At 48.8% G+C, this 16428-nt stretch carries 20 protein-coding genes and 1 pseudogene; 6 read left to right on the forward strand and 15 right to left on the reverse strand.

The window, feature by feature from the left end:
- Positions 1–29 precede the first annotated feature (29 nt).
- From MHH48_RS21480 to MHH48_RS21490, 3 genes are all read right to left on the reverse strand, one after another.
- Positions 30–932, reverse strand: coding sequence for a DMT family transporter (locus MHH48_RS21480; RefSeq protein WP_083659625.1), 903 nt, complete (start codon positions 930–932; stop codon positions 30–32).
- A 169-nt stretch (positions 933–1101) separates the two neighbouring features.
- The gene (locus MHH48_RS21485) at positions 1102–2850 is read right to left on the reverse strand and encodes a sigma-70 family RNA polymerase sigma factor (RefSeq protein WP_076321936.1); all 1749 of its coding nucleotides are present in this window, start codon (positions 2848–2850) and stop codon (positions 1102–1104) included.
- A gap of 171 nt (positions 2851–3021) precedes the next feature.
- Positions 3022–4068, reverse strand: a complete 1047-nt coding sequence (locus MHH48_RS21490) for an NtaA/DmoA family FMN-dependent monooxygenase (protein WP_256720479.1) — start codon at positions 4066–4068, stop codon at positions 3022–3024.
- A 15-nt stretch (positions 4069–4083) separates the two neighbouring features.
- Between MHH48_RS21490 and MHH48_RS21495 the strand changes: the two are divergent.
- Positions 4084–4260, forward strand: a pseudogene (locus MHH48_RS21495) (ABC transporter permease subunit); the annotation flags it as partial.
- Here the strand turns inward: MHH48_RS21495 and MHH48_RS21500 are convergent.
- From MHH48_RS21500 to MHH48_RS21515, 4 genes are all read right to left on the reverse strand, one after another.
- Positions 4207–4548, reverse strand: coding sequence for a hypothetical protein (locus MHH48_RS21500; protein ID WP_076321937.1), 342 nt, complete (start codon positions 4546–4548; stop codon positions 4207–4209). The pseudogene MHH48_RS21495 and the gene MHH48_RS21500 overlap by 54 nt on opposite strands.
- Positions 4545–5405 (reverse strand): ABC transporter permease, encoded by an 861-nt coding sequence (locus MHH48_RS21505; RefSeq protein ID WP_076321938.1) that lies wholly within the window; start codon positions 5403–5405, stop codon positions 4545–4547. Before MHH48_RS21505 ends, MHH48_RS21500 begins: the two co-directional genes overlap by 4 nt.
- A gap of 37 nt (positions 5406–5442) precedes the next feature.
- Complete coding sequence (locus MHH48_RS21510; RefSeq protein WP_076322188.1) at positions 5443–6462, reverse strand: aliphatic sulfonate ABC transporter substrate-binding protein; 1020 nt, start codon at positions 6460–6462, stop codon at positions 5443–5445.
- A gap of 69 nt (positions 6463–6531) precedes the next feature.
- Entirely contained in the window at positions 6532–7308 is a 777-nt protein-coding gene (locus MHH48_RS21515) for an ABC transporter ATP-binding protein (protein WP_076321939.1), read from the reverse strand.
- Between the two features lie 491 nt (positions 7309–7799).
- On the opposite strand from MHH48_RS21515, the gene MHH48_RS21520 reads away from it, so the two are divergent.
- Positions 7800–8372 (forward strand): thymidine kinase, encoded by a 573-nt coding sequence (locus tag MHH48_RS21520; protein WP_076321940.1) that lies wholly within the window; start codon positions 7800–7802, stop codon positions 8370–8372.
- 50 nt (positions 8373–8422) lie between these two features.
- Positions 8423–8635, forward strand: a complete 213-nt coding sequence (locus tag MHH48_RS21525) for a hypothetical protein (RefSeq protein WP_071220380.1) — start codon at positions 8423–8425, stop codon at positions 8633–8635.
- A 199-nt stretch (positions 8636–8834) separates the two neighbouring features.
- Here MHH48_RS21525 and MHH48_RS21530 read toward each other — a convergent pair whose 3' ends face one another.
- Both MHH48_RS21530 and MHH48_RS21535 read right to left on the reverse strand, forming a co-directional pair.
- Complete coding sequence (locus MHH48_RS21530) at positions 8835–9701, reverse strand: YitT family protein (RefSeq protein WP_076321941.1); 867 nt, start codon at positions 9699–9701, stop codon at positions 8835–8837.
- A 108-nt stretch (positions 9702–9809) separates the two neighbouring features.
- The gene (locus tag MHH48_RS21535) at positions 9810–10418 is read right to left on the reverse strand and encodes a TetR/AcrR family transcriptional regulator (protein ID WP_076322189.1); all 609 of its coding nucleotides are present in this window, start codon (positions 10416–10418) and stop codon (positions 9810–9812) included.
- 192 nt (positions 10419–10610) lie between these two features.
- On the opposite strand from MHH48_RS21535, the gene MHH48_RS21540 reads away from it, so the two are divergent.
- The 3 genes from MHH48_RS21540 (at position 10611) to MHH48_RS21550 (ending at position 12290) form a co-directional block, all read left to right on the forward strand.
- Positions 10611–10937 carry a hypothetical protein gene (locus MHH48_RS21540; RefSeq protein ID WP_340386984.1) on the forward strand — a complete coding sequence of 109 codons (327 nt, stop codon included), beginning with the start codon at positions 10611–10613 and terminating at the stop codon, positions 10935–10937.
- On the forward strand, positions 10921–11448 hold the full coding sequence (locus MHH48_RS21545) for a CPBP family intramembrane glutamic endopeptidase (protein WP_076321943.1): 528 nt from the start codon (positions 10921–10923) through the stop codon (positions 11446–11448). Before MHH48_RS21540 ends, MHH48_RS21545 begins: the two co-directional genes overlap by 17 nt.
- Before the next feature lie 188 nt (positions 11449–11636).
- Complete coding sequence (locus MHH48_RS21550) at positions 11637–12290, forward strand: TVP38/TMEM64 family protein (protein ID WP_076321944.1); 654 nt, start codon at positions 11637–11639, stop codon at positions 12288–12290.
- 87 nt (positions 12291–12377) lie between these two features.
- Here MHH48_RS21550 and MHH48_RS21555 read toward each other — a convergent pair whose 3' ends face one another.
- The 6 genes from MHH48_RS21555 to MHH48_RS21580 form a co-directional block, all read right to left on the reverse strand.
- A complete protein-coding gene (locus MHH48_RS21555) occupies positions 12378–13259 on the reverse strand; it encodes a GNAT family N-acetyltransferase (RefSeq protein ID WP_076321945.1) in 882 nt (293 codons plus the stop codon).
- 201 nt (positions 13260–13460) lie between these two features.
- Positions 13461–13856, reverse strand: a complete 396-nt coding sequence (gene mnhG, locus MHH48_RS21560) for a monovalent cation/H(+) antiporter subunit G (RefSeq protein WP_076321946.1) — start codon at positions 13854–13856, stop codon at positions 13461–13463.
- On the reverse strand, positions 13840–14133 hold the full coding sequence (locus MHH48_RS21565; RefSeq protein ID WP_076321947.1) for a Na(+)/H(+) antiporter subunit F1: 294 nt from the start codon (positions 14131–14133) through the stop codon (positions 13840–13842). Before MHH48_RS21565 ends, mnhG begins: the two co-directional genes overlap by 17 nt.
- Positions 14130–14609 (reverse strand): Na+/H+ antiporter subunit E, encoded by a 480-nt coding sequence (locus tag MHH48_RS21570; RefSeq protein ID WP_076321948.1) that lies wholly within the window; start codon positions 14607–14609, stop codon positions 14130–14132. The genes MHH48_RS21565 and MHH48_RS21570 overlap by 4 nt, the downstream gene beginning before the upstream one ends.
- A gap of 5 nt (positions 14610–14614) precedes the next feature.
- Complete coding sequence (locus MHH48_RS21575; RefSeq protein ID WP_076321949.1) at positions 14615–16096, reverse strand: Na+/H+ antiporter subunit D; 1482 nt, start codon at positions 16094–16096, stop codon at positions 14615–14617.
- Positions 16089–16427 (reverse strand): Na(+)/H(+) antiporter subunit C, encoded by a 339-nt coding sequence (locus MHH48_RS21580; RefSeq protein WP_071220369.1) that lies wholly within the window; start codon positions 16425–16427, stop codon positions 16089–16091. The genes MHH48_RS21575 and MHH48_RS21580 overlap by 8 nt, the downstream gene beginning before the upstream one ends.
- Position 16428: the final 1 nt, after the last annotated feature.

The following is a 16428-nucleotide window of genomic DNA, read 5'->3' on the forward strand; positions in this document are numbered from 1 at the left end:
CCATCAGCGTTATTATCTTCTTCTGAATCTCATCTTTGTACCGCTGGCACCCTGCCCCGCTTCTGCGCCGCCATCTGCGGATACGCAATGCCCAGCAGGATCACGATAACTCCGATCCATTGCAAAGCAGTCACCTGCTCGCTCAGCACCAGCACCGAAGCGATAACAGCAACGGGCAGCTCTCCGGCACCAAGGATGGTTGCCAGTCCTGTGCTGATTTTGGGTGCACCCAGTGCGAATAGCAGTACGGGCAAAACAACGCCGAATACGCCTAGGATTAAGCCGAACATCCATAACCCGTTGTCAAACAGGGATATCTCCGTGTACACTTTCGGCGTAAATAGGATCGTCAACAGAATCAGACCACCCGTTGAGGTATAGAAGCTCCGGGTAATCGGTGACATCTGCGTCTCGACCCGGCCGCTGAAGAAGACAAACAAAGCCATCATCAAGGCCGCAGTCAGCCCCAGTAAAGTCCCTTTCCAATTCAATTGAAGCTCGCCTGCACCCAAAATCCCCCCAGCCATAATCGTTCCTACAAACAGGATGATAACGGAGATGATGGTGGATTTATCCGGCCATTGCCGTTTCACAATGGCTTCGATAATGACGCCGATCCAGGTGAATTGAAATAGAAGAACGACGGCAATCGATGCCGGAATGCTCTGAAGGGCAAGGTAATACGTGACTCCTGTAAGACATGTACATAACCCAACTCCAGCTAGCCTTAGGAATTGCTTGCCCGTAACCTTTTGACGTCCAAAAAACAGCATTAGCATCAGCAGAATGAGCCAACCTGTCCCGAATTGGCTGATCATAACCTCCTGAAATAGGAACCCTTCCTGGTATGCAAGCTTTACCACCGTTGACAGAATACCAAAACAGCAAGCTCCCAAAAATACGTAGAATGAATTTTTTAATACATGTAACAATTCCAACTCTCCCTCCACAACAAAAAAACCCCGCTTTTCACTGTTTTGGAGACCAGAAAACAGTAAAAAGTGGGGTTGACTCTGTTAGATATTGAATTATGGTCTTATCTTAAGACAAAACCTCAACATTGTAAATACCAAATGGGGTAAGTTTGTATCCAACCACCATTTATGATGACAACTTTGCAAAGATCTCTCTCAATTTAGCAACAGCTTCGATCTCCAGAGCTTTAATATCCTCTACCAGTGATATCGCCTTCGTTGCTTGCTCCCCCGAATTAGGCTCTCCACCTACCGGGAATGGGAACATCTGATGCAGGACACTGAACTTCTCACACATTCCTGTATATAACACGCTGGCTTCTTTAAACTGCTGCGTGAGCTCCGATCCTTCCTTATTCGCATCCGGCCAAGCTGCAATCAGTTCCTTGAAGAACTCAGCAGCGTAATACCGGGCATCTCTTAATACCTCGATGTTGTAAGCATGACCGTTCGGTTCTATCTTCCGCCCCTGCAGCGATTTAACCCAAGCATCATATGCCGCAATCCCCTTCACTGCCGTCGGTACCACGCTTTCTTTCCCCTCATATTGCTCGATGGCGGTTTCAAGCGCAAGTCGAAGCTGCTGCTGAAGCGTTAAATCAACGGAGCCCTCAATAGCCAGAACAAATAGATCTTCCATCACGCTTCTGCCGAGATTTTCGTAGGGCAGCGTATCCACTCTGCCGCATACTTCCCCATAGAGAGTTCTCGTTTCATCGTCGTAACCATACAGTGTACCAAATTCCGGAAAGAATATATCCCAAGCCAGCACAGGGTATCCCCGGTCTAGTGAAGCATGAATCAGATCAAGGGCCCTTGGCAGCTCCTGATGAATGCTGCGCTTGCTCATGGCACTCTTCTCCAAAGCGGTTGGATCCAGCAGATTGGCATTGGTGCCGATGCCGTCCGACATACCATCTACAAACTTGGAATGGAAGCCGATATTATGAAGGCCCCGAGATAATACTTCACCAAAAAAATACGACGTTGGACCTGCAATGTGAACTTCATCCGGAATGATGTTGATCCGGAATGCATGACCTGTAAGCCCCATGACCATCGGCAGGGATAACTTCCGATCTGTAAATTGAAGCATTTTATACGTGGCATCCGCAGCGGTTGTCCAAGTTTTGATTTCTTTCAACGATCCTTCATAAGGCAGAATCTTCTTTTTCATAATTCCCAAGTCCCTTCTCGTCTTAATATAAGAGTCAACGGTGACACGGATTTTTTCTTGGATCACTTTCTTCCGTGATCTCGAAATAATCTGATACACATTGGCCGAAGAGAGCTGAAACAAGTTGGCAATTTCTTGCGGAGACAGCTGATCGAAAAAATGGGATTCGAAAATAAGCCGTTCGCGTGGCTTGAGACATTGAATGATGTCCGTTAAAAAGCGCAGCGTCTCTTGCTGGACGATCCGTTCCTCCGGAACGTGGAATCCAGCGGCTGCTTCGGCTGCAGAATGATGGAGCCTGCCCAGAATGCTGTCCAGATTGTTCCACTGATCTGAACTCCCGGCACCATCAGCTCTTCCCCTGCCTTCAAGCTCGGTGAATGTCTGCTCTTTCATCGCAGGGCTTCCCTTAAGGCGGGTATAGGCCTGATTCCGGACGATTCGCTGCACCCACGGCAAGAACCGCCGGGCATCGACCAGTTTCCCCAGATGCATGAACGCACGGATAAGTGCATCCTGTACAACGTCCTCTGCCAGGTAGGACTCCCGGGTTATAGCTCTGGCATAGCCATAAACCTTGGACCGATGACGCCGAACAAGCTCCCCGAATGCTTCCCGCTCCCCTGCCTGCGCATATTTCACCAACTCCTGATCCTCCATCTCATCCCACTGGACCCTGCTGTCTGCTGTCGTTTCCAATTGCTCAAACCCTCTTTCGTATCGTTGACTACTTATATGACCAGAGAAGTTCGTTTTTTCTGACAAAGTAATTGAGAAATATTATCTGACTTTTATAATACATAAAAAACGTTCCAAGATGACCCCTAAACCTCGGTCACTCGAAACGTTTTTTTAACAACATGGCTAAGCTTAGATTACATCCGCGGCTGCTTGGTGAACTTCCCGGTGAAAATGCCCGGGTTCAGGACGTGTTAGGCCCAGGTGCTCCCGCAGCGTCGTTCCGCTGTATTCGGTACGGAACAAGCCTCGTTCTTGCAGCACCGGTATAACCGTATTCACGAAATCGTCCAGATCACCGGGTAGAACCGGCGGCATGATATTAAATCCATCGCAGGCATAACCTTCAAACCAATCCTGCATCATGTCGGCTAATTGTTCGGGCGTCCCAACAAACTGCATATGTCCCCTTGAGGTCAGTATCTTTCTGCCTAACTCCAGGATTGACAGATTTCCTTGGTAAGCCATATCCATGTATAACTGGACCCGACTCTTCATGCCGTTGGAAGCTGCCACAGGGTCCGGGATGTTTCTTGGCAGCGGCTGGTCCAGCGGATAACCGCTCAGGTCGTAATTCAGGAACCCGGATAGAACGGTGATTGCCGACGCTGGCGGAATCAATTCCAGCAGCTCCTGCGCCTTGCGCCGTGCCTCCTCCTCCGTAGAACCGATGACAGGCGATAGGCCCGGCATGATTTTCAGGCTTTTGCTTCCTCTCCCATAATGAGACAGCTTCGAATGGACGCTTGCATAAAACTCCTGCGCTGCCTGCTTGGACTGCTGTGCCGTGAAGATAACCTCACCATATTGCGCGGCGAAGTCCTGTCCCGGACTGGAAGAACCAGCTTGTATCAGCACGGGGTAGCCTTGCGGCGGTCTTGGTACGTTCAATGGGCCTTTCGTGGAATACCATTGCCCGCTATAATCCACAGGCCGTACCTTCGCTCCATCCGCAAATCTACCAGACTCCCGGTCAAGCACAAGCGCATCGTCTTCCCAGCTGTCCCATAAACGGGTAACCACTTCAACAAACTCGCGTGCCATTTCATAACGCAGGCCATGCTCCGGATGCTTCGCCCCGCCATAATTGTGGGCTTCGATATCCAGCTGGGACGTGACGATATTCCAGCCCGCTCTTCCTCCGCTGATCCAATCCAGAGAAGCAAACTTCCTTGCCACGTTGTAGGGCTCATTGTATTCACGGGTCTGGGCAAAATGGCGGAGCGAACGCTGGATCCCTCATTGCAAATGCTGCGCACTGTGCCGCTCTTATCGCTGATTCCGCTGTTTATTCTCTGGTTTGGCATCGGGGAATTCTCAAAGATTCTGATGATTTCCCTGGGGGCTTTCTTCCCGATGTATGTGAACACCGACCCCCAAGGCTAGACCAGTCAAACCACCCAGTAAAAAGCCCGAGAGCGCTCGAAGGATGCTGATCCGAAAATGCTCCCACAGCTCACCGCTGGCCCCCAAATTCCCGAATTGCTTGGCAATCGTTAGCGGCGTAGGCAGCAGGGTTGCTGAAATCCATCCGAAACCACCCGCTGCCTGCCATAAAGCCACAATCGCGATAGGCACAAGCCAGGCATGAAAAGGCCTTGGTATGACCTTCAGCCAATCCTTCTCCGTAAGTTCATGGGTGGCAATTGAACTTTTCATGACTTGTTATCCCCCTTGTAGCTGTTCTGCCAACGCAGCAGTCTGCCTTCGAGCCATTTAACCAGCGTATCCGAGAGCTTTCCGACGAGTGCAAAGACCATAATTCCGACAAAGACAACGGTGGTCCACGAGAAGGATCGAGCGTCATTGATGATATATCCGATGCCGGAGCTTGCACCCATCAGCTCAGCCACAACGAGACCAAGCCATGCAACGCCGATCGAGAGGCGGATGCCGAGGAAAATATGGGGTAGCGCGGCGGGAACGACCAGCTTGCGAATCTGGTCCCAGCGGCTGAACTGTAAAACACGTGCTACGTCAAACAGCCTGTTGTCTACGGATCGGATGCCGAGAAACGTGTTCACGTAAAGTGGAAAGAACGAGCCTTTGGCGATAAGAAGTATTTTCGAGGTTTCCCCAAAACCGAACCAAAGGATGAATAGCGGGGCGATCGCCAGATGGGGAAGCGTCCGCAGCATTTGCAAGGAAGGATCGACAAGCCGCTCGGCTTTGTACGAAAATCCTACCCATATGCCCGCGGCCAAACCCAGGCTGCCGCCAAGCAGGAATCCGAGCAGTGCTCGCCAGGATGATATGCCAAGATGCCTGATCAGCTCGCCTGTGCTTGTTAGATGAACGAACTCATTCCAGATGCTGAGCGGAGTCGGAAGCAGAATCGGGTTGAGCCAGCCCAGAACCCCCGCGGTCTGCCAAGCGATGATAATAAAGAGTGGAACAAGCCAGCCGATCAGTGCGTTTGTAAGCTTTAGCCGGAACCTGCGGTCTAGCCGCTTTTGACGGCGAATGGACTCGGCGGGCACAACCACGGACCCTTTGCTGATCCCTTCTTGGAGCATATACGGTTACCCCCTTTCCGATTCAGATGTTTTGTTCTTATTTAGACGCAGCCTCAATGTACTGATTATCAAACACGTCTTTAACCTGGATTTTTTTGCGGATCGTTTTTTGCTCAAATTGGAAATCGGCCGTTTTCTGCTGTTCGGCAATAATGGCATCCGTCACCGGAATGTTGATCGACCTTGAACGGTCAAAGGTGCCTTGAATGACTTCCTGTGGAATGCCGCGCTCATCGGCATACCGCTTTAGGGCCTCGGCCTCGTTCTCTTTCTCCCAAGCGAGCATTTTGTTCAGCACTGTAAGATAGAGCGTGACCAAATCCGGATATTGATCGGCAAAATCCTTCCGCACGATATTGAAAGACGGCGACAGAACGCCAAGCTGCTCGCCGTCCGCCAGCACTTTGCCTTTGCCTGTCAACGTGTTCAAGGTGATATACGGGTCCCAGGTTGCCCATGCATCGACGCTGCCCGATTCGAATGCGGGCTGGGCTTCGTCGGGCTGAAGCTGGATGATTTCAATATCGGACACCTTGACTCCTTGATCCGCCAAACCCCGGTACAGGAAGTTAAAGGCGTTGCTCCCTTTGGTCACCGCTACCTTCTTGCCCTTCAAATCACTCAAGGTCTGCGCGGAACTGCCCGGCGGCACGATGATAGCTACATTCTTCTGGCCGTGCAGACTCTGGGAAATAACCTTAAACTGAATATCTGCCGCCTGGGCAGCGATAATCGGCATATTGCCGAGCCCCGCGAAATCCAGGCGCTTCGAAGCCATCGCTTCGGTCATCGGAGGGCCGCTCTGAAACTCCGACCACTCTACCTTGACGCCCAACTTGCCAAACTCCTCCTCAAACCACTTCTCTTCGCGGGCCTTGCCAAACAAACCGCCGCTGCCCTGTACCCCGAGTCTTACGGTCAAATCTTTGTATTTGCCATCCGCTCCTTTCCTTACAGCGCTGACCTTGGGCTGGCTGTTTGCGCCCGCGCAGCCGGATGCCAAGACAGACATGATGAGGAATACCATAATGACTACACTCTTTTTCTTCAGTTTCATGATCAAACTCTCCCCCCTGTTTTCTATCGTTCATCTATCCTGTTAGAAGTTCAGCATCATCCTGCGTGTTTAAATGCCTGCACCGGTATCAAACTCCGGTTCTTCCACTTTCTCAAATTCGCGCAGCACTTTGGTCCGCAACTCCTGAAAGGAGGATCCGGTCCGTTTGCGAGGAAACGGCAGATCAATCGGCAGAATGGAACGGATGTGGCCCGGTCTCGGGTTCATAATGACAACACGCTCGCCAAGAAACACGGCTTCATCCAGATCGTGGGTAACAAAGAGCATGGTCGTGCGGTTATTTTGCCATATATCGAGCAGCACCTCTTGCATATGGGAACGTGTAAATGCATCCAGCGCGCCAAACGGCTCATCCAGCAGCAGCACGTCCGGATTCCGCAGCAGCGCCCGGGCGATTGCCACCCGCTGAGCCATCCCCCCTGACAGCTCCCTCGGATATGCTTTCTCGAAGCCTTTGAGCCGTACCAGCTCGATGAACTCATCCACCTTCTTGCGGATGTCCTTCTGCTTCAGCGACAAATTGCCTGCGATATTCTTCTCCACGGTCAGCCACGGAAACAAGCGCGGCTCTTGAAAGATGAACCCTTTCTCGATGCTTGGACCGGATATCGGCTTGTCATTCAACAAGACACTCCCTTCGTACGATGTGTCCAGACCGGCAACGATTTTGAGCAGGGTGCTCTTGCCGCATCCACTCGGTCCGATTAACGTAATGAACTCTCCCTTTCGAACCCGCAAATCAATGTCTTTCAGCGCGGTAACATTCCCCGTCGGGGCTTGAAAAATTTTATTTACCTGTTGAATAATCAAGGTTTCCGCTGACATTCGTTTCACCATCCCATATCACAATTATTCTTACCTGTTTACTTGGTTAAAAAGCAAACAAAAAGGTCTATCGAGCTCTTTCCCAGAAGACAGACCCCATATAGGGGAAATTCTTTCTTACAAGATAAGGATGATTAAACCCCTGAAGTTTATGCTTTCTTATCTCATAAAAAAAGGAGATATAGCGCTTGTCTAAGTACGTCCAACCATCATCGTACTTTTTCATATGCGCGATATCTCCAGTTATCCGGTCGATTATATCGGTATTCATTTGGTATGCCGTTATATTACAACCGCTGGTAAAGGTTGTCAAACCTTTTTTTCATTCCGCGCCCAAGTCATATATGTCAGAATATAGTCCTTACAGGCAATGGACAAAAGCTGCCCAATAATGCGACAATATAATCTGCATGTCATATCTTATATTGTAAGAATTTTGCACAACTAAACGCGAAGAAGCAACATTGCATTTATAGGAAGGGAACGAAAGCATGGCTCAATTATTTTTTAAATACGGCTCCATGAACAGTGGTAAATCCATCGAAATTTTGAAAGTCGCCCATAACTACGAAGAACAGAACAAACCGGTGCTCCTCTTTACGTCCGCTCTTGATGACCGGGATGCCGTTGGGTATGTATCCTCACGAATCGGCCTTCGCCGAGAAGCGATACCTGTAACCGATACGACCGACATCTATGGGATTGTGAAGGATCATCAGCCTAAACCATACTGCGTTCTTGTTGATGAATGCCAGTTCCTGTCCAAGGACAGCATCCTGCAGCTCGTTCGGATTGTAGATGAGCTTAACGTGCCTGTCATGGGCTTCGGGTTGAAGAATGATTTCCGGAACGAGCTGTTTGAAGGCAGCCGCTGGATGCTGATTTACGCTGATAAAATCGAGGAAATGAAGACGATCTGCTGGTTCTGTGAGCGCAAAGCGATCATGAACCTTCGCGTCATTGACGGTAAGCCCGTGTATGCCGGTGAGCAGATCCTGATTGGTGGGAATGATACCTACTTCCCTGTTTGTCGCAAATGTCATACCAATCCCCCTTTATCATAGGACGTTTTCACAAGCAATCTACCATTCAAACGTAAGGAGTAGGATGACCCATGCCGATAGTCAGACCGCTATTAACCGACCAAGACTTTCAGGAAGTGATGGAGCAGCAGATCCGTATACGCATCTTCAAGGATAATCATCTGATTGATTCCGGCAGTCTCGTCATCCGCTTCACTGACGAAACCGTCATTACACAATCCAGCGTCAGCTCGCTCGGCTATCATAAGCGGGATGAATGCGAATTTTTTGAAGTACGGAAATAAGAAATGATAGATGGATTGCCTGAGTGATTCATGATAGACCTCTTCTACGAAGATCTATCAGGGCCTAAGGCAATCCTTCTTTATCTCAGGGAGAGAGCCGCATATAGCGGCCACAAAAAACAGCGGCCTTCTGCAGAACGATCTGCAAAAAACCGCTGTTCGTTAATCAACCTATTACACTAAGAGCGTCGCTTGTACCCTAGTGAATATCAGACTTCGCCATGCTTCCACCCAGCACATCCGCGACATTTTGAATCGAAATAAATGCGTTCTTATCAATTTCCTGCACGACCGTCTTCAGCTTCGCAATCTCCAGCCGGGTGATGACGCAATAAATCATCTGCGTATCCTCTTTGGAATACCCGCCCTTGGCATAGATCATGGTCGTGCTGCGGCCCAGACGCTGCATGATGGCATTTGAAATTTCTTCGTATTCATTGGATATAATCGTAACGGATTTGGACTCGTCCAAGCCCTCTACCACTATATCCATCACTTTTGCCGCTATGTAGTATGAGAAGATCGAATACATGGCCGAATCTGCACCAAATACAAACCCTGCCGTAATAAAAATAAACACGTTGATAATCATGATGATTTGTCCGACCGGCATCCGCAGCTTTTTGGACAGCAGGATAGCAACGATCTCCGTACCGTCGAGCGCTCCGCCATAACGGATGACAAGACCTACCCCCAGCCCCAGAACCAAACCACCGAACAGCACCGCTAAAATTTTCTCGTTCGTAAACGGGTCTACATGATGCAGGAAGGTTGTCGCCACTGACAATACCACAATCCCGTATAATGTGGAAAATGCGAACGTTTTACCGATCTGCTTGTAACCGATGAACAGAAACGGTAAGTTGATAATAAATAGGAACACACCCAGATTGATGGGCGTAATCGATGATAATACGATGGAAATACCGGTAATACCACCGTCGATAATTTCGTTGGGCACCAGGAATATTTCAAGCGCCACAGCCATCAGAATTGCACCGATGGTGATAAAGATGAAACGTTTCAGAATTTCGCCGACTGTCAGATTTTTGTGTTTTTTGACCATGCCATTCTCCTTTTGTATCTTTTTTCACACGAAGTGCCTGTCGAAGAACCATTGTATTAAAAAAAGGAATGACATGTCAATGTTGACACGCAAAGTGACATGGGTCTTTTAGGCCATTGCCTTGTCATCCAGACATAAAGAACGCAGATGCTGATCGATAATCCTCTCGATCTTTTCTGTGGGGAGCTGCTGCGGCCTCATGATATGGTGTATCGCTAACCCATCCACCAATGCGTATATTCGTTCCTTCTCATATTCAAGATCCAACTCCGGTTTAGCCAGCTTATGGGCAACCAGCGTATCCACCACATAATGGCACGCCTTGGTTAAACCATCGTACATATGATCAGTCATTATTCTTAACTCGGGATAGACTAGCGCTTTGGCAACAAACGACATCCACACCTCCATTTCCATCGTCCTATCCTCATCCATCGGCAGAAATTGCATCAACACTTGCTTTACATCCTCAAACACGGGTCCGTTCAAGGATAGTGAAGAAAAACGTTCTTCAATCCGTTCGATAATAAGCTTCATACAGAAAGTCAACAGCTCAGCCTGGCTGGTAAAATAGTGCCTCAGCGAACCTACGGATAAACCCGCCTCTTCCGCGATATTGCGCACCGTCGCTTTTTCGAGTCCACCCCTCTGAATCACCCGCAGGGCAGCCTCAGCGACCCATTGTCTTTGTTTATCATGATCTACGATTTTCGGCATAATCCCATTATACACTTTCGGTTTTTTTTTAAACAACGTACTATAAACAACATTTCAGTATCCTAGGTTTGCTTCTACAATGCCTACCCTCGTAAAAATAGGTTCTCTCTATGGAACACCTTGGTAGAACCAATCCTATATATATTAATGTCAAAAAGAATAGTGAACACGCGCAGCGTCGGACTAGCGGTTGTGATAGCCACGACAGCGAGTTCCTACGAGATCCCCACGCACGGACTGCAAATCCTCCTTGCAGTCGTAACGACAAGTGTATCCGTACCGCTGATTTATCTGCTTAGGCGTTATGTCGACCAGCGTCCCTGGAGCGGACTTGGTCTTAGCTCCCCTTCTTCCGGGTTTCGTTATTTCATTCTCGGCATTGCTCTCCTTGCCTTGGTCACAGCAGCAACCTTGCTGATTGGCAGTGCCGCCGGGTGGCTCCGAATCGTGGCATTCCACTTCCCTGTCGCTACGATGCTCGTTATCCTCATCAACGTTCCCATTGCTTTTTTTCTATGAAGCCTTTCCTGAAGAATTAACCTTCCGCGGTTATGTGTTTCGGAACCTGAACACCCGTTTTCCACGCTGGCTTGCGCTAATCCTTCAGGTCGTGTTATTCGTACTTGCACCTATCGCCGTAACGGGATTCATGGTAGCCACAGGAATAGGTACATGGGATCTGATTACGGTGGAGTATATCATCAATTTAATTGCTTTTGGTACGGTTTTGCAGCTGTGCCGCATCGTATCCAACAATCTATGGATGAATATTGGCTTTCACCTGGCCTGGCTGGAGATGATCCGGTATGTCGTGGTGCCTTCGAATTATGCATTCATCGAGATTGAATACCTTTCTATATGGGGCAATTATATGGTCACAATCGGTTCGGTCATCATCGGAATTATTCTCTTGGTCGTGTGGTCACTGCGGAGCAAGAATCGAATCGATTGGAATGGGGTCGAGCCGGATCTTCCTCCGAATTCATATCCGGAAACCAAGAAAGCTGCGCTGCCCACCCATTCTGGGTAGCAACCGTTAACGGTTAAAGCTCAAACTCACCGCTGCTTACGGGGAGTTTGAGCTTTATTTGTGTTCATCCATCCGGTCCAATACCTGCAATTTATAATATTGGTTTCCGTTATGCTATAATATATTCCATCCGAGATCGACCAGAAAATACATAATTTTACCCTAGGCAGGGAGAGGACTTACTCATCATGTTGGAATGGCTTCAGAATTTATGGACCCATATAAAGGAAATTGACATGGATCAAGTACAGGGATGGCTTGAGCAGTATTCTCAGCTAGGTCCCATTCCGGGTATTTTGCTTCCATTTATAGAGGCGTTTCTGCCCATACTGCCCCTTATCGTCCTTGTAATGGGGAACTCCGCAGCCTACGGTTTATGGTGGGGATTCTTACTGTCCTGGATCGGTGTTTGCCTTGGATCCATTACCGTGTTTTGGATCGTTCGCAAGCTGGGCGGCAAGCTGGGATTGCTTATTCAAAAAAGAATGCCGGGATCCCAGCGTTTTTTCCATTGGATCGAAGAAAAAGGCTTTACGCCGATCTTCATCCTGTACTGCTTCCCCTTCACACCTTCCTCGCTGATCAATATTGCATCCGGCATCAGTACGGTATCAGCAACGACATTTACGATAGCGGTTATGGCGGGTAAATCCGTAATGATCTTCATGGTCGCATTTATCGGACATGACTGGCAAGCGTTTATAACACAGCCCTGGCGTATTCTAATCGCAGTCGTTGTCCTATGGCTGCTGTGGTTAACCGGCAAAAAGATGGAAAAACGTTACCATCATGAAGATCAGCCGGGAAGTATCGTGATAAGCAACAAAAAGACAAAGCGTTAAACTCATAACAAGACCCGCCCATCCGTTGCAACCGGAACTGGCGGGTTTTGTTGTAGTAGACGTGCTTAGATGTGGGACAAACCCATCTTACTCCAATACGTAAGCCGCCAGTTTATGTATCGCGTCGAACCCCGCACGTTGATACAGCTGGATCGCGCCTTCATTTCTCTGGTCTACGCATAACGAGATGTCCTCCAGCTGTACGATATGGAACAGATAATGAAGTGCTTGGTCAAGAAGTGCCCGGCCATAACCCTTCCCCCGGAAATTTTCGGATACTGCGATGTATTCAATGCTGCCTTCCTTGAATTCGGGTTCACCTTCCACATAAACATAGCCAGCGAGCTCTCCTTGTTCCGTAAACATAAAGAGTCGGTGATCATCATCCAGCTGCTGCATAATATCCTGAGCGCTGAGGTAGGTATTAGGGAAATTCGTACCATGCAGCTTCGCAAATTCATCCGTATACTCGGGTGTGAAATCCTGGAGTCCCGAAAGGCCATCCGTTAATAGAGCAGATTTTCGGAGTCGTAGAACATGATGCTCTCCTGACTTTCTCCCCCCTTTGTCTTCCATAAAGCGTACAGCGGATTGATGATCCACGTTATAAAAACCGTAATAACGATTTACGCAGCCTTCCAGCTTCGAAGTCCCTGCATCCCATAGCTGCTCCGCCAATCGATTCCATTGCTCACCTTCCGCGTCGATAAAAGGTCCCCATAATTCAGCGGACCGTTCTTCTTCATCTACATCGAACCCCAATGCCCCCACAATCTGATCTTGATCATATATGACGGTGAATTTTTGACTGCTCAGTTCGCCATTCTCCGTGAATTCCGTCTGAAGCGTGCTGTAAATCTCGCCTTCCTGTTCACCGCAATATCCGACATGATGATGACGAATCCCATTTAATCTTGCAAGAAAGGAAGATAACTCTCTAAGTTTCATATCAGCTTGCTCTAAAATCATCTGTAAATGTGCTCCTTGTTCATATTCTGCTGGAAGTGTTACAGCTAACGTTCATTGCCAAGCATTTCGAATATGTTTTGGTCAATTCTACCATATGGTGATGCCCACTGACCAAGTTTTAACAAAAAAATGGGCCTCCCAAGTTCATGGAAAGCCCATCTTGTCATTCGTCAATATGTCAGTGTGAGACTCCCTGTTCGGTCATCCCTTCTCGGAGCGTTCCCTTTCCTGGGAAGTGCGCATCCGTTCACGTTCGCGCTTGAGTTCAGGCTTGAGGTCATCGTGGACGCTGTTCTCCCACATGGACACGCCTGACCGATACGCCGCCCTCCCATTCAAGTGACCCGCTACCGGCCCCGTAATAAATACGAATACAATTCCCAGCAGCAGTTTTGCACTGACATGCTCCAGGTAGAAGGTGAAATACAGAAATGCACCTGCAAGAATCAAGAGGACGCCAAGCGTAGCACTTTTCGTTGCTGCATGAGACCTCATATAAACATCCGGCAGACGAATAAGGCCAAATGCACTCAAGGCACCAAGTAAAGCTCCAAGTAGCACCATTAGAGCGATCAGAAACTCACCGATCTGACTCATCGTTTGTGCGTTCAATGACATCACCCCTCTCGATATATCTGGCAAGCGCAGTTGTTCCGATAAACGTCAGTATCCCGATCAGCAGAATGATATCGAAATAGACAGTTGTCCGGAATAGCATGCACAGAACAGCGATCATGGACAACAGTATAATTCCAATCGTATCCAGCGACATGATCCGGTCGTTCATGGAAGGTCCCTTGATTAATCGGTACAAGCAGCCCAGTATAGCCAGCGACAAAATCACCAGAGAGGCAATCAGGATGCTATGAATCATGTGCGGGTCACCTCCTTGATCGCGCGTTCGAAAGTATCGCGGATCTGATTCGACAGCTCTTCGACATCTTCAATATCCATCGCATGAATATATAGCGTCTGACCATCGCGAGACACTTCCAGGGTAAGCGTTCCTGGCGTCAAGCAGATCAGGCACGATAACACCGTAATCTCCCAGTCGGATTTCAGCTCGGTTGAGTAGGCGAAGATGCCTGGACGAACATTCAGCTTCGGTCTTAGGATCTGTCCAATTACCGTGATGCTCGATTTTAACAGCTCCCTCAGGAACAAGAGCAGCAGCAGCATGATGGACCACAGCTTGCGCAAATAGAAATCGTTCGGCCAGAAGCGTCGCAACAGATAAATCAGCAAGATTCCGATCAGATAGCCGATGATCAATTGCTGGGGGGACCAATTATTGTTCAGGAACATCCAGACAACGGCAATGATGATATTTAACAGAATTTGATGGCCCATATCCACTACTCCTTTAATACAGCATTAATATATAGTGATGGATCGGATAATACGGCGCCTGCTTGAGAGGTGTAGGAGTATATCCACTCCGAACCCACCCCAAGGACAATCACCATAACCGTTAGCCCAATAGCTGCTGCATAAGCTGTCTTGTGAATTCTGACCGGTTTTGATTCTTGGAGTCGAGGTGATTCGCCCCAGAATGCCCCCATAAACACTTTGATCAAGGAATACAATACCGCCAAACTTGATGCCAATGCCAGTCCCGTAAGCACATAATGGCCTCCGCTCAATCCGCCGCGAACGATGAGGACTTTGCCGAGAAAGCCGCTAAGGGGCGGGATGCCGACCAGAGCCAGTGCAACGATAAAGAACATCCACCCCACCAAAGGATGGCGCTTCATCAGCCCGCCCATATCGCTCAGCTTGTTCGCGCCTGCACTGGCGATGATGATACCGCCCAGAATAAAGAGCAGCGCCTTTGCTATCATGTCATGCATCAAGTAGAATACGGCTCCGTTCAAGGAGTCAGAAGATGCCGTCGCTATGCCGAAGGCGATAAAGCCAACGCTAATAATAATGTTATAGTTCAGGATTCGTCCAAGATCCTTATACGCAACCGCGCCCAAACTGCCCAGAATCATCGTTGCCGCAGCCATCCAGCCGATGACGGCATGGATGCCGCCGGTATCGTGATAGAAGATCAACGTAAAGGTACGGATAATCGCATATAACCCAACCTTCGTGAGCAGCGCGCCGAACAAAGCCGTAACTGCCGCCGGAGGTGCGCTGTAGGAACCGGGCAGCCAGAAGAACAGGAACAAACCCGCCTTCAAGGCAAATACAATCAGGAACAGAAGGCCGATGACCGACAAGATTCCATCCTGCTGAACTTCGGCCACGCGCAGAGACAAATGCGCCATATTCAGCGTTCCGACTGTGCCATATAAATAAGCGACAGCTGCAACAAACAAGGTGGATGAAATAATATTAATCAGCATGTACTTTAAGGTTTCCCTCAGCTGGCGCTTGGTGCCGCCCAGCACGATCAAGGCGTAGGAAGCGATCAGCATAACCTCAAAACAGACAAACAGGTTAAACAAATCCCCTGTTAGGAACGATCCGATCACGCCAGCCAACAAAAATTGAAAAAAAGCATAGAAGTAATGCTTCTCTCTCTCTTCCCCGATGCTCCGGAAAGAATAGAACAGACAGGCAGCCGCGACAATCAACGTCGTAAGCACCAGCAGTGCCGCAAGCATGTCGGCTACAAATACGATTCCATACGGCGGCTGCCATCCACCCATGTGAAGCGTCTGGATGCCCTCATTGTTTACCTGGCTTACAATGAACAACGCCACAAGCAGGTTTACTGCGATACTAACCGCACTGATCCAACGCTGAACACGAACATATTTGGAGCAGAAAATAAGAATAACAGCTGTAACCAGCGGAATAAGGAGAGGAAGAACAATTACATTATTCATCATCCATCCCCCTTAGCTCCTCCATGTTGTCCGTACCCAATCGTTGATAAGCTTTATACGCCAGTACGAAGAAGAACGATGTGACGCCAAAGCTAATGACAATGGATGTCAGAATCAACGCTTGCGGAACAGGGTCAACGTAGGATGAAGCCTTCTCGCCAAGCAGCGGAGCAGCACCGGTCTTCAGCCGCGACATGGTGAGCAGCAGCAGATGAACGCCATGGGTCAACAGTGAAGTACCGAGAATAATCCGCAGCAAGCTTTTGGATAAGATCTGGTATATCCCAACCGCAAAAATAATCCCGATGGCAAGCGACATATAAAGTTCCATG

This window comes from Paenibacillus sp. FSL F4-0100 (assembly GCF_037993005.1).
GTDB lineage: Bacteria > Bacillota > Bacilli > Paenibacillales > Paenibacillaceae > Paenibacillus_AQ.

Coding starts and splice junctions, on each gene's coding strand:
- MHH48_RS21500 (WP_076321937.1), bottom strand. CDS start 4,548: ATGAAAAGTTCAATTGCCACCCATGAACTTACGGAGAAGGATTGGCTG.
- MHH48_RS21505 (WP_076321938.1), bottom strand. CDS start 5,405: ATGCTCCAAGAAGGGATCAGCAAAGGGTCCGTGGTTGTGCCCGCCGAG.
- MHH48_RS21510 (WP_076322188.1), bottom strand. CDS start 6,462: ATGAAACTGAAGAAAAAGAGTGTAGTCATTATGGTATTCCTCATCATG.
- MHH48_RS21515 (WP_076321939.1), bottom strand. CDS start 7,308: ATGTCAGCGGAAACCTTGATTATTCAACAGGTAAATAAAATTTTTCAA.
- MHH48_RS21520 (WP_076321940.1), top strand. CDS start 7,800: ATGGCTCAATTATTTTTTAAATACGGCTCCATGAACAGTGGTAAATCC.
- MHH48_RS21525 (WP_071220380.1), top strand. CDS start 8,423: ATGCCGATAGTCAGACCGCTATTAACCGACCAAGACTTTCAGGAAGTG.
- MHH48_RS21530 (WP_076321941.1), bottom strand. CDS start 9,701: ATGGTCAAAAAACACAAAAATCTGACAGTCGGCGAAATTCTGAAACGT.
- MHH48_RS21535 (WP_076322189.1), bottom strand. CDS start 10,418: ATGCCGAAAATCGTAGATCATGATAAACAAAGACAATGGGTCGCTGAG.
- MHH48_RS21550 (WP_076321944.1), top strand. CDS start 11,637: ATGTTGGAATGGCTTCAGAATTTATGGACCCATATAAAGGAAATTGAC.
- MHH48_RS21555 (WP_076321945.1), bottom strand. CDS start 13,259: ATGATTTTAGAGCAAGCTGATATGAAACTTAGAGAGTTATCTTCCTTT.
- mnhG (WP_076321946.1), bottom strand. CDS start 13,856: ATGAGTCAGATCGGTGAGTTTCTGATCGCTCTAATGGTGCTACTTGGA.
- MHH48_RS21565 (WP_076321947.1), bottom strand. CDS start 14,133: ATGATTCATAGCATCCTGATTGCCTCTCTGGTGATTTTGTCGCTGGCT.
- MHH48_RS21570 (WP_076321948.1), bottom strand. CDS start 14,609: ATGGGCCATCAAATTCTGTTAAATATCATCATTGCCGTTGTCTGGATG.
- MHH48_RS21575 (WP_076321949.1), bottom strand. CDS start 16,096: ATGAATAATGTAATTGTTCTTCCTCTCCTTATTCCGCTGGTTACAGCT.
- MHH48_RS21580 (WP_071220369.1), bottom strand. CDS start 16,427: ATGGAACTTTATATGTCGCTTGCCATCGGGATTATTTTTGCGGTTGGG.